The following is an 11,439-nucleotide window of genomic DNA, read 5'->3' on the forward strand; positions in this document are numbered from 1 at the left end:
TCAACGAGCGGGAACTAGGGCGACGAGCCACTCGAGCCGTGCACGAAAGAGGAGCTCAGCGGCCGGCAGATAGGTCTGGATGAGGGTACGAGTCTCGTATGGCAGTCCCCGAGGTACGCGCCACGGGTATCGCATTTGGTCGGGTCGTCGGGCGCCCAGTGAGAACGCGACTTCCGCGGTTCTGCCGACAAGATCGTCGATGTCCGTCGCAGCTATTGCCAGTTCGCCCAGCGCGTCGCGGATGTCGCTCCAGGTGTCTGCCTTTGTCGCTTCCGGGTCGGGATTGACGATCATGTTCGTGGCGTTCGTGTATGCGCAGGTGGTGTGGGCTGGCGCGAACCGTGTGGGTGCGACGTAGACGCATTCTTCGAGAAGTCCCCTGGCGTCGCACAGAGCTTCGAGTTCCGTGTAGGTATGGCAGATCGGTGCGACGTACCGCACGAGCCCCAGGTCCGCCGTGCGCGTTTCCAGCTCCTCCAGCAACTCGTGCTGCGGGAGGCTGCCGACGTTGTCGGTTCGGTCCACGTGGAAGCGCCAGTAGGGACCGCCGAGGTCGCCGAAGTAGGTCGCGTAAGGCCGGTGAAGGTAGTCCGAGCGTTTGAACTGGAAGAAGACATTGAGAGCCTTCGACGTCACGGCCGCTGTGGGACTGAGATTCGGGTTCCATGCCGGTCTCGACAGGCCAGGAAGCGGTGCGGAGTGCAACAGGCTCCACATCGGATGAGCGTGAGGGAGCCACCCGCCCAGATCGAACCCGGCTTTCGCTTCAAGGACCTGACCGATGGGCGCCAGCTCAACGCCTGCGTGGTTTCTGTGCGTGAGGTCGTCCTGGAAGAAGACGGCGAACTGTGACTCCTCGAACTCTGGCCTCATGTCACCCTCCTGGTCTGTTGCTGATGTCCTGGATGCCCGTCTACCCGTCCCATGTGTGGAGTCGGCGGTCGTGCCCGTGAGTTGCGCAGAAGTCGTTGACTTCGTCGACGAGTTGTCGGCGTTCCCGATCGACCTCGTCAGGGGCGGGGTGGGGGAGGAAGTTGTAGGGCTGGAGGTTCCGCTTGACGATGCTCGCCATGCGACCGACGTGGGTATCGATATCTTCGAGGATCTGAACGTAGGCCGTGTCATAGAGCGAGATCGGCTTCGCCTGGATCCGAGTTCCGCGGACCTGGCCCTGGTTGATGATCTGCTTGACCTGCCGGAGCGCATCGAGCATGTCGTCGAAGTCGCCCTCGACATGGGTCATATGCCTGATCGCATCGCGGTCGAGGACCCCGAGGACGACGTCGAAGCAGTGTCGGTCAGACTGCTCGGTGAACTGATGCCACGGAATGCTCTTTGCGAGTCGATCGTCGAGAGCCCACAGCTGAGCAAGGTTGAGGTTCTCGAGATTCAGCAGCTTGCTCTGAGCGAACAGCTCGGCCCAGGGCGCCAGCTTGCTCGACTTCTTGACGGACTTGATCCCGACGAAGATCAGGCGATCGTATCGGGCGTCGAGGTTGTGCCGTTCGAAGGTGTCCTGGGTTTCAACGATCTTGTCGGTGTCGCAGGTCACGGTGACCTGGACGGCCAAGCGTCGTGCGGCATCGTGTAGGTCGACGGCTGGGAAGTTGCGGTCCGGGAAGTTCGCTGCGGTGAGGTTCCATCCGTGAGTGAGGTTGAGGACCTCCCGGTAGAGCACTTCCAGGGCTGAGGTCACGTCGTTGAGACTGTGCGCGACTCGACCTGTCACGTGTGATTCCAGCAGGCTCATCCGGTCGACGATCCGGGCCTTGACGACGCTCTCTTCCATCGGACTTCTCTCTACTTTGCGACCAAGGTCGATGGGCTGTCTCTGGGCTCGGGATATATCTCGGCCACGAGATCGTGGGATCGGTGGATGGAAGACACGGTGACGACGATTGGAAGGGCCGGGGCTGTAGTGGGGTGCGCGGCCATGTTCCTCAACTCCCGGGCGAACGTCAGCATCTCTACCATTTCGGGTTCGGGATGGGTCTCGCGCTGGAAGCGCCGTATCAGTTCGCTAAAGGTGGTGTTCTTGCCTGCGGAGAAGCGGTGGCGAAGGGCTGCCTCGATGGCCTGCAGGCATTTCTCCAGTGCGAGCGCGGCGAACTCGTAGTGAACGACGCTGGTCTCAAGTAGGGCGACGGACAGCTGAAGGAGCGCGGCCACGTCCGTCGGAGTGCTCGTCGTGCGCGCAAATGTTCCGGCATGCGCGGAGACTGCATCGGGCGTCATGAAGATCGGGGACGAGTTTTCATCGGCCGCGATGATCGACGAGTGGGTGGATCGTGCATCGAGCGCGAAGGTCCATGTTGTCGGGTGGGGTCCAAACGTCATTGTGTCGCCTGCAGGTCGGTCTCGAGCGCGGTGAGGTCTTTCCGGGCAGTGGCGATGAACTTGAGTCCGCAGGCAAGGCAGTAGTGAAAGCTGTCGCGCTCGATCTTGATCACCAAAATCCGGTCGCCCTTGAGGAGGATGTGGCGCTTATTCCCTTTGCAATAGTGCTTGCGGCCGGCGACACCCGCAGTGAGCGATTTGAGCAGGGATCGTTGGCTACCCATGACGCAGCTCCTCTTCCACGCTGTCGACGATCTTCGGCAGTTCCTTGATGAGATGGTCCAGGTCCGTGGCGGAGTACTCGCTACGGGTGGTTGCGCCGCTGGGGACCGTCTTCTTGATCCGAAGGTCGATCGCGGATTTCACGACCTTAAAGTTCTCGCGGGTCTTATCGAAGTCGCGGCCGGCGTGCTTGAGGCTGTGCTTGGCGAGGAGCTTGCCGACGGCGGTCTTCACGAGCTCGTCGAGAAGCGCCCGCTTCGCCTTACGGGACGCCTGCTTGGTGGGGGTGATCCGCTGCAGGCGGTCGAACTGCTCACCCGTGCTGATGCCGGCATCTTTCAGGACTGCGAGCGCCGCTGCGACCTTGGGGTCGGCGGTGAGCAGGGTGAGGCTCTCGAGCAGGACATCGTCTTGGGCGGTGATCACCGGAAGGCTGCCGCCTCCGCCGTTGCCTCCGGGGCCGGGTTCGCGGGTCGGGGTGGGTTCGATGAGGTCTTCGTCGATCAGGTTGGCGAAGAACGCCTGGTCCGCTTCGGCGAACTGCTGGAAGTCCGTCCAGACCCCGGTGATGTTGCCTCCGACATGGAAGACCACCACTCCGTCGTTGACGGGGTCGAAGGGGTCGACGCCGGGGATGGTGCGCATGATGCGGCCGACGAACTGCATGAACGGGCCGAGGTTGCTGAAGATGCTGAACACCGCGGCGACGCTGAGGTACGGGTGATCGAACCCTTCGCCCAGCTTCCGCACTTGCACGATGACGTCGAGCTCGTGGTTGTCGAGCTTCTCGTGGATGCGCTCGTTCGCCTTCTCCGCGAGCTGGCTATGGACGAAGTCGGCACGCATCCCCAGTTCGCGGTACTTCGCGACGACCTGCTTGCAGTGCTCCATGTTGAGAGCGGAGGCGATGATCTTCAGGCGGGGCTGTCCGGTGGCCTCTCGCATCTCCTGGAGCTTGCGGATGGATGCTTCGGCGATCGTGGTGAGGGTGGCCTCGGAGCTGACGATGCTGCGTCGGAAGCCGGCATCCTCCTCGCCGAGACGGCGCACCTCATCCAGAGAGACCTCGACCTCGGCGTCTCCCTCGTGGCGAACGTAGTGCAACGTCGTCGGGTTCAGCCGGTATCCGTTGATGCGCTTGACGTACCCCTTCTCGACGGCCTTGGAGATCGGGTAGCTGTAGATGACCTCGCCGGTCATCACTTTTCCGTCTGCTCGAGCCGGGGTCGCGCTCACGTTCAGGATTCGCGCATCGGGGAACTTGCGTCGCAGCACGTCCCAGCTCTCGGCGACGTTGTGGTGGCCCTCGTCGAAGAGGATCAGGTCGAAGAAGTCGCTGGGGAGCTTCGCGAGCCACTTGTTGTTGTCGCGCTGCAGCTGCTGGATGTTCGTGACGACGATGTCGGCTTCCTCGAGGTCGCCGACGTTGCTCGAGGCCCCGCGGATCTCCGCGGGCTCCGGGAACGGCTCGCGGTCGAGGACCTTCCGCTTCGTGTAGAAGTACTTCGGGTTGCTCGGTGTGAGGTCGCCGAGCAGCTGGTCGGCGATCTTCAGGTTCGGTGCGACGAGCAGGGTGCGCCTCGACTTCGCGGCGAAGGGCGCGAGGGCGAGGAGTCCGGACTTGCCGCACCCCACTGGCAGGACGACCGACACCTCGCGGGCGTCGGCAGCTTGAAAGTCGTGGTTCTCGATCGCCTCATAGGCGAGAATCTGCGGCTCGCGCAGCTCGGGATTGCCGGCAACCGTGGGTTGCACGACGACGTACTGGTCGGTCTTCACTTACTGCTCCGAACATGATGGTGATGGGTTGGTGTTTATGCTGGGAGCGGGACCGCCCGCCAAGGCGGCCCCGCTTGGTTCACGCGAAGTCTCAGCCGCTCAGCTCTTCTTCTTGTGGACCACCGTCGTTCTCGGGTTGCGCTTCGCGTAGCTGAGCTTCACGAAGCGTCCCGAGACGGCGCTGCGCGCGTGGCCGCGTGACGCGGCGGGTCTTCCCTTGGGCATGTCTGTCACCTCCTTCCTTGAGGTCGTGCGAGGGGTCATCAGCTGGCCTCGCTTATCCAGTCGGCGATGCCGATCCGGATCGCCGGCGGCAGCGTGCGAACGGTGAAGTCGGTGATCGACCAGGCGACCTGGTTGCGGCTCACCGAGCGCAGCCCCTCGATGGCGGCCATTGACATCTCTTCCGATTTGACGTCCTGCAGGACTGAGACCAGCACGTCCCGCACGTGCCAGCGGTTGTGGTCCGGGCCGAGGACGGCGAGGGCAGCGACCGCCATGCGCAGGATGCTGGAGTCGCCGGTGACATCGACGGCGCGGCGCATGAAGTTCGCGAGCACGTCGCAGTACTCGAACGAGAACCCCGTGCGCTTGACGTAGTCCGAGAACCGCTCGAACAGACGACGGAACGCGCCACGGTCCCGGTCCCAGAGGAACTCGATGGACGACGAGGTGCACCACGGCAGGACGCGGCTGAGCGCCTTCATGTCATCCTCGTCGGATTCGTCGAGAAGCGTGGCCCACTCGAGCATCTCGATCAGATCGGCCGGCGTCGTCGACGGGCTCAGCATCCGGTCGCGGAGCCGTTCAGCGGTCTGTTCCCGGGACTCCCAGTTCTCGTACTCCTGGTGAGTGCCGAGCGAACGCTCGAGCGCCTCGAGGAACTCGGCGACAGAACCGTACCGGCTGGCAGGGTTGTTCGCGGTGGCGCGCTCGACGACGGGTCGCAGGGGCCCTGCCGCCATCTCGGTGTTCACCGGGTACTCCTGGGTCACGAGCTCCTGCAGGATCTTTCCGAGGCTGTAGACGTCCGAGCGGTGATCGGCGCTGCGCGCTCGCGCCCACTGCTCGGGGGCCGCGTAGACCCAGGAGCCCATGCCTGCACGAAGCGTCGACGTCAGAGGTGTAGTGCCCCGCTCGGCCTCAACCGCCAGGCCGAAGTCGGACACGGCCCATTCCCCGCTCTCGAGACGGAGCACGTTCGCCGGCTTCAGATCACGGTGGTAGACGCCGTTGCTGTGGATGTATGTGAGTCCAGCGCAGATCTGACGCATGATGTCCACGATCAGTGGCGGGTTGCCGTCGACCTTCTCGATGAAGTCGGCCAGGCTGCCCTGCGCCAACGGCATTGCGTACCAGACGTCCTGCTCGTCGGTCTCGCCCTGCGCGATCACGGAGATCACGTTGGGATGGGTGAGCCCTTCGAGCAGCCGCAGTTCTCGCTTGAAGCGGCTGATCGCCTCCGGGTCCACGGTTGCCGTGTCCCGCAGGACCTTGACCGCAACGAGGTTCCCGGTCTTCCGGTCGGTCGCGCGGAAGACGTCGGCGAATCCGCCGCTTCCGATTGCGGGAAGTTCGAGGATGAACCGTCCGCCCAGGGTTCTGACGGTGAGGTCGGACTTCGGGCGTCCGGCCTTCCTTTGACGCAGGCCGGATCCGTTCCAGGCCTTGACGACGTCCAGATCCCAGATCGGGCCCTGGGCGATCTCCCCGACCGCGTCCGGGAAGTCGGGTCGCTGTCGCAGTGCGGCGATCCGCTGGGGCGTCACTCCCAGTTCTTCCGCGACCTCGCTCAGCCCGCCGAGCCTCATGAGCAGCTTCCGCGGCTCTCGAAATTGTTGTCCATAAAACAAGTATACCACGGAAATGATTTGTCGTGTCTCAACCATTATATGGCGCAGATCGTGAGGTTGTCATCCTGGCGACCCGCTGCTCTTGCCGCCGCCCAGTAGGTCTCGCGTGGGACCTAGCCGGGCGTCAGCGACGTGGGATGACAGCGAACGCGGCATGCACCTTGGCTTCGGTTGTGGCGGGGGAGTCGGCCGCGTCACCATGTTTTCTATGAGTGAGCCGAAACCGAAGGGCCCAGTTGTGGCCGCCGTCGTGGGCACGCTGTTGCCCGGCGACGTGGGCCAGCCGTTCACCGACGCTGACCGGATACGAGCGATGGTCTCGCACGACTGGCAGATGCTGGGCGCCCAGTACGAGTGGGCAGAAATACACGGCGTGAGCAAGGGACTGCCTCACGGCTACTTCGCGGATCTGTTAGGCCGCGCGGCCGCCGCCGGGGAGCAGCTTGGACTCGCATTCGCTGCGCTCCGCGATGCTGAGGTTTGGCGCGACACCCCTACAGAGCCCGCAACCGCAAACCATCGCAATATCGCCGGCCGTGCAGTCGCCGAAGCATCCGGGCTCTGGGCTGTGAGCGCCGGCCATGCAGCAGTGAATGTTGTGGCTCGCGTCGTCCGCATCCACAGCAACGCTGCAGGTCTCGACGCGAAGCTTCGCTGGACCGGCCTCCCGGCGCCGTTCGATTCCGGACGACTCGCAAACCTCTCCCTCAACCCCGAGACGGTGAAGTACATCCTGGCGGCTGCCCGGCAGACGGGGGATGTCGCGCTGGCGGATCTCGTCGAGCCGCTGGACGATCTCGTGAAAAGCGCAGCCTGGGCGGCGCTCGTAGCCCGGCGAGACGCGGGATATCACCGCCTGCGGCCCCAGAGCATCGAAGGCGGCGTGCCGTCTGAAAACCCGTGGGCGACCGACCAGGCCGCGGGAACACTGACCCTGAGCGTGTCGACGTTCTCGGACTACGTACCGCCCGTGCTCGAAGATGTGGTGGCCGAAACGCACGCCGGCTACGAAGCACTCTCGTCGGCAATGCGCGACGTGCACGACCGTCTGCCCGAGGCGCTACGAGCCGCGGGCGTCCCCATCTGGCGCACGCCCTGACGATCGCTGTGTGTGCGAGGAAGACGTGAGGCTGGTGTCCAGAACGGAAGAAGAACACGCGAGGCTGATGCTGTCGGATGAGCTCGGTGTGGAGTTTCGACTGTATGACGACGGCTCCGAGCCGAACATGCCCGACCTGCTAGCCGCGGATGGGAAACACGTCGCGGAAGTGATCACGACCACACCGTCTGCCATTCGCGAAGCAGAACAACGCCTCGCTCCGATGGCGGAGCCGACACTGCCGCACTGCGTGTGGGTGATGATCCCGTACACGATCTTGGGAGGCGCAACTAGACACGTTCGCGGCAAGATCAGGGCGGATGTCCTTCGGTGGACTGTCGAAGCCGGCTGCGAGTACCACTGGTCATCTCGCGACGAGCAACAGTTGCTCCCGGGCTTGGATCCTGACCCGATCCTCGAGCTCGGGCTCTACGACGACGGTGTCCAAGTAGTGTGTGCTCAGCGCTGCCGGCATTCGCACACGGAGCCTCATCAGATCAGATGGTCTGTCACGCACGCACCCTCGCCCGACGATCCGTGGACGTTGATTCGACAATCCCTGCACACCGTCGACAAGGAGCAGCGAGGGGGAGTGCGAGCCCTAGGCGAAAAGCTCGACGGGTACCCGAACAAGCACCTCGTGATGTACCCATTCGGTCCGCCCGGGAACCTGACGGCAGCGTTCAGCCGTTACTCGCCCCCGCCCAATCCGCGCGACCTGATGCCGCCGCAACTGAACCCGCCCCTTGCGGACGTTCATCTTTGGCTCATGTATCGGTACGAGGACCGCGACGTCACAGAGGGACTACACGTCTGCAGTGGCCTCTGGGCGAGGTTCGGAACCAGCCTTCCCAAGCTCCCGCTCCGGCAGCTCCATTACAGGGATGCCTAAGAATCCAGGCGATTCTCCGGCCATCTCTAGAGGCGGGTAAGTCCCGATCAGAGGCTACTTACGCGGAGAAAATGTAGGGGGTATTGCAGCGAATACCACATGGAATCTCTGACGCCACTAGTGCCCTGTCCGACGGATTGGGTGCCGGTAGCCGAGTCGCACATCATGTAGCAGCGCGTCCCACCCAACGTCTCCGACCCAGTTCGTAGTCTTGGACTGTGCCGACCTACGATTGGCCGCTGATTCAGCAGCGAAGCGGAGACTCCATCGAGTCTCTTGTCGCGACCCTTTTGCGTCGCGAGTACACCGACGCGCGGCAGGTTAATCCGTCACAGGGTGATGGTGGCATCGACGTCCTTCGCTCGACGGCCGATGGTCTCCAGGTTTGGCAGGTCAAAGGCTTCACGACAGCGATGACCGATAGCCAGTTCCGCCAGGTCAAGAAGTCTTGGGAAAGGTTCGTTCAAGAACACGTCACACCAGGCGAGCATCGGATAGCCCGCTACCACCTCGTGACGCCTTGGACGCCGACCGAGGAACGCATCGCTCTGTTCGATGAGATCACCGCGGACGCGTCGTTCCCGTGCCAGTGGGACGGTGACGCTTTCATCGCTGGTCTCGCGGACCGCTATCCCGAGCGGGCGTGAGGAACGAACTGGTGACAGGTTCGGTTTAGGCCGCCAGTGTGTGCGGCTCGGCTAGCTTGGCTTCGAACTCGATGGGCGTCAAGCCGCCGAGGGTGTCTTGGGCGCGCTGGCGGTGATACTTCCGCTCGATCCACACGACAATCGCGAGCCGGAGTTCCTGCCGGGTCGTCCACCGCTGCTGGTTGAGGACGTTCGTCTGCAGCAGCGACCAGAACGACTCCATGGCGGCGTTGTCCCCGGCCGCGCCGACGCGACCCATCGATCCGACCATGTCATGACGGCGCAGCTCGCGGGCCATCGCCCTGCTACGAAACTGGCTGCCCCGGTCAGCGTGCAGGATGCACCCGGCGACCTCACCGCGACGAGAGACGGCGTTGCGGACGGCATCGACGGCGAGCTTCGCGGTCATCCGGTCGCTGATCGAGTAGCCGACGATGCGGTTGGAGAACACATCCTTGATCGCGCAGCAGTACAGCTTGCCTTCGCTCGTCCGATGCTCCGTGTAGGGTCGGCCAGCAGCGCCCTGTCTGGCTTGCGCCGGGTGGGTTTCTGCTGGCCGCCCTCCGAACCGGACGTGCCCATTCCTGAGCATCCGGCTCTCCATGCGATCACGCCGTGACGCTCGCCCAGGGGTTCGGGATGCGGGTTCCTCGGTAGCGGTAGCGGGTCACGGGGACCTGCCAGGCACGGAAGAACTCGATCCCCTCGGCGCGGATCTGCCACCGGGGCAGGTGCCGTCTGACGAGGGTGCGCATATTCAGCTTCGGGTGCCGCTTCTTCAGCCAGCCCACGATCCGCCAGAAGGCGAAGTGATCGATGACGGTGAAGACGCGTTTGACCACGCCGTGCTGGAAGTAGGCGCACCAGCCCCGCAGCGCCGGGTTGAGGCGGCGCAGCAGGTCGGCGAGCGTTCGATGGGATGCCCGGCGGGTCAGCGTCCGCACCTTGTCCCGGATGGAAGCCAGCGACTTCCGTGACGGGTAGGTGTAGATCGCGGTCTTCCCGCCATGACCTCTGATCCGGCGGCGCTGGATGCGCCACCCGAGGAAGTCGAACCCGGTGTCTATGTGCGTGACCGTCGTCTTCTCGACCGACAGGCGCAAACCCATCGGCGCGAGCACGGTGGCTGTTTCGTCCCAGAGCGCTTCGGCATCCTCGCGGGTGCCGCGGACGAGGACGACGAAGTCGTCCGCGTAGCGGACCAGCTTCATCGTCGCGCCCCCGGCGCGTTGATGCTTCGTGCGCGACCATTGCGGGCCGAGCATGTCCCACTTGCGTTGGAAGTGCTCGTCCACCACGGACAGGGCGATGTTCGCCAGCAGTGGCGACAAGATCCCGCCTTGCGGGGTGCCGGTGAACGTGTCCCTGTTCACGCCGTCCTCACTGAGGACGCCCGCTCTCAGGAACCCGCGGACCAGACGCAACACACGCTTGTCGACGACCCGCGCCCTGACGCGCTGCATGAGCGCGTCGTGGTCGATCTCGTCGAAACACGCGGTGATATCCGCTTCGAACACCTGCACGTAGCCACGTGAGGCGTAGTAGTGGATCTCCGCGATCGCGTCCTGCGCCCGCCTGCGCGGCCGGAACCCGTACGAGGACGGCTGGAAGTCGGCCTCGAAGATCGGTTCCAGCACCAGCTTCAAAGAGGCCTGAACGATCCGGTCCGTCATCGTCGGAATCCCGAGCTTGCGGACCTTGCCGTTCGCTTTCGGGATCGACTTCTGACGCACCCGCTCTGGGACGAACTCGCCGTGCTTCACGCTCTCGCGCAGCTCGGCGAGCATCCCGTGCACCTTCTCCGGCGGGACGGATCGCGGGGCGATTCCGTCGACTCCGGCGGTGCGGCCTCCCTTGTTGCCCGCCACCCGGCTCCACGCCGCAACGAGGAACCCGGGGTCATAGACCAGGTTGAACACATCATCGAAGCGACGACCGGGGTCGGTCGTCGCCCATTGGTGCAGTTTCGTCTGCATTCTCAGTACCCGCGCCCACGCCTCCTGAGTATCGGCTGGCCACGGAACATCCGCATTCACGGTTGTGTCTCCCTTACTGCTTGTCGATCCTGCGATCACACTGGACCCCTTCGCCATGCGGCCGGCTTTCCCGGCCTCGGACTACTACGGGCCCTCCGTCCCATCCCGGCCCGATCAGCAGGCCGTGCGCTCAGCCCTCGGTGTCGTCGCTGGCGGCGACGCACCTCCGGCGAGGCCGGGATAGTTCCCACGTTCACTCTCGAACCCTTCGACGGGATCGGCACCCAGTTATGCCCCAGCATCCTCGCCACGGCTACGCCGCAGGCTTTCACCGTGGCCTCCCGACCGGCGACATCACCCAGCCCAGGAGTTCCCCTCACCGCCGAAGCCGTGAAGGTGCGCGATGCAACCCGACCCGCATCCGCCAGGTTGGAGTCGGTGGTCTCGTATTGAGAGGCTTTCAGCCACTGGTTCCTATCCGTATGCCTCTCCGTCTCGCTAGCCGAGCCCGCACCATCTGGCAGTTCTGGCACGACTCGTCGTTGTCGAGGACTGCTCCACCCAACCCGCTCACGCCAACGGGCCAGATCGTCCTCCAGCTATCACACGCCTGCTGCGACAGGCGCCGAGCGGT

General features: G+C 64.1%; 11 protein-coding genes and 1 pseudogene. 3 read left to right on the forward strand and 9 right to left on the reverse strand.

Annotated elements, in window-relative coordinates; all coding sequences use genetic code 11:
• The 7 genes from M3C17_RS14010 to M3C17_RS14040 form a co-directional block, all read right to left on the reverse strand.
• Positions 1-873, reverse strand: coding sequence for a hypothetical protein (locus tag M3C17_RS14010; protein WP_259978495.1), 873 nt, complete (start codon positions 871-873; stop codon positions 1-3).
• A gap of 40 nt (positions 874-913) precedes the next feature.
• Positions 914-1,789: an SMEK domain-containing protein gene (locus tag M3C17_RS14015; protein ID WP_259978496.1), complete on the reverse strand. Its 876-nt coding sequence runs from the start codon at positions 1,787-1,789 to the stop codon at positions 914-916.
• Between the two features lie 11 nt (positions 1,790-1,800).
• Entirely contained in the window at positions 1,801-2,337 is a 537-nt protein-coding gene (locus M3C17_RS14020; RefSeq protein WP_259978497.1) for a hypothetical protein, read from the reverse strand.
• Positions 2,334-2,561 carry a hypothetical protein gene (locus tag M3C17_RS14025; RefSeq protein WP_259978498.1) on the reverse strand — a complete coding sequence of 76 codons (228 nt, stop codon included), beginning with the start codon at positions 2,559-2,561 and terminating at the stop codon, positions 2,334-2,336. Before M3C17_RS14025 ends, M3C17_RS14020 begins: the two co-directional genes overlap by 4 nt.
• The gene (locus tag M3C17_RS14030) at positions 2,554-4,338 is read right to left on the reverse strand and encodes a DEAD/DEAH box helicase (RefSeq protein ID WP_259978499.1); all 1,785 of its coding nucleotides are present in this window, start codon (positions 4,336-4,338) and stop codon (positions 2,554-2,556) included. The genes M3C17_RS14025 and M3C17_RS14030 overlap by 8 nt, the downstream gene beginning before the upstream one ends.
• Positions 4,339-4,437: 99 nt before the next feature.
• Positions 4,438-4,563, reverse strand: a complete 126-nt coding sequence (locus tag M3C17_RS14035; RefSeq protein ID WP_259978500.1) for a hypothetical protein — start codon at positions 4,561-4,563, stop codon at positions 4,438-4,440.
• A 38-nt stretch (positions 4,564-4,601) separates the two neighbouring features.
• Positions 4,602-6,149: a serine/threonine-protein kinase gene (locus M3C17_RS14040; RefSeq protein ID WP_259978501.1), complete on the reverse strand. Its 1,548-nt coding sequence runs from the start codon at positions 6,147-6,149 to the stop codon at positions 4,602-4,604.
• Positions 6,150-6,429: 280 nt separating this feature from the next.
• On the opposite strand from M3C17_RS14040, the gene M3C17_RS14045 reads away from it, so the two are divergent.
• The 3 genes from M3C17_RS14045 (at position 6,430) to M3C17_RS14055 (ending at position 8,829) form a co-directional block, all read left to right on the forward strand.
• Positions 6,430-7,290 carry a hypothetical protein gene (locus tag M3C17_RS14045; RefSeq protein WP_259978503.1) on the forward strand — a complete coding sequence of 287 codons (861 nt, stop codon included), beginning with the start codon at positions 6,430-6,432 and terminating at the stop codon, positions 7,288-7,290.
• A gap of 10 nt (positions 7,291-7,300) precedes the next feature.
• Positions 7,301-8,182 carry a hypothetical protein gene (locus M3C17_RS14050; RefSeq protein WP_259978504.1) on the forward strand — a complete coding sequence of 294 codons (882 nt, stop codon included), beginning with the start codon at positions 7,301-7,303 and terminating at the stop codon, positions 8,180-8,182.
• Positions 8,183-8,400: 218 nt separating this feature from the next.
• Complete coding sequence (locus tag M3C17_RS14055) at positions 8,401-8,829, forward strand: hypothetical protein (RefSeq protein WP_259978505.1); 429 nt, start codon at positions 8,401-8,403, stop codon at positions 8,827-8,829.
• Positions 8,830-8,854: 25 nt separating this feature from the next.
• Here M3C17_RS14055 and M3C17_RS14060 read toward each other — a convergent pair.
• A pseudogene (locus M3C17_RS14060) lies at positions 8,855-9,331 on the reverse strand (transposase); the annotation flags it as partial.
• A gap of 106 nt (positions 9,332-9,437) precedes the next feature.
• The gene (gene ltrA / locus M3C17_RS14065) at positions 9,438-10,865 is read right to left on the reverse strand and encodes a group II intron reverse transcriptase/maturase (RefSeq protein ID WP_228179573.1); all 1,428 of its coding nucleotides are present in this window, start codon (positions 10,863-10,865) and stop codon (positions 9,438-9,440) included.
• Between the last annotated feature and the right edge of the window lie 574 nt (positions 10,866-11,439).

Source organism: Microbacterium sp. p3-SID336 (assembly GCF_025143365.1).
Classification (GTDB): domain Bacteria; phylum Actinomycetota; class Actinomycetes; order Actinomycetales; family Microbacteriaceae; genus Microbacterium.